This window comes from Clostridioides sp. ZZV15-6598, from assembly GCF_020657705.1.
Lineage (GTDB): Bacteria > Bacillota > Clostridia > Peptostreptococcales > Peptostreptococcaceae > Clostridioides > Clostridioides difficile_F.
Genome location: NZ_JAGWCS010000329.1, coordinates 1 through 442, shown reverse-complemented (window position 1 = coordinate 442; position 442 = coordinate 1). Strand labels below are relative to the sequence as shown.

The window sequence follows — 442 nt, the reverse complement described above, 5'->3', positions numbered from 1 at the left end:
GAGTAATAGAATTACTAAAAGAAGTTAAAATTGTAGAATATAATTACAAGAATAGAGCTGTAGTTTCTTTTGATAATTTGAAAAAAAGCAATTTAAAGTATCAAATGTTAGAGAAAAACACTACTAGGGAAAAAAGTCTAAAAGAATTAGAAGGAATACCAGAAAATATAAAAAAAATAAATGGAAAAGTATTTACGAATGATTTTGGTTGTTTTATTGCTACTTGCGATGAGAATGGTAAGATAAAAAAATATCTTACTGAAATAATAAATAAATCAAGAAGTGGTAAAAGTATAACTTACAAAGTACAAGATATTAAATTTGAAAATAATTATTACATAATAAGAAATAAAGAAAGTAAAAGTTTTTATACAGAAGTATACAAATTTGAAAATGATACTTGGTATAAAGTAAGTTATAATAATATTGTACAGTATAAAGA

The 442-nt window shown here is 21.5% G+C and carries 1 protein-coding gene; it reads left to right on the top strand.

Annotated elements, in window-relative coordinates:
• A partial coding sequence (locus KGF50_RS21880; protein WP_227849995.1) for a hypothetical protein occupies nucleotides 1-442 on the top strand: 442 nt, incomplete at both ends.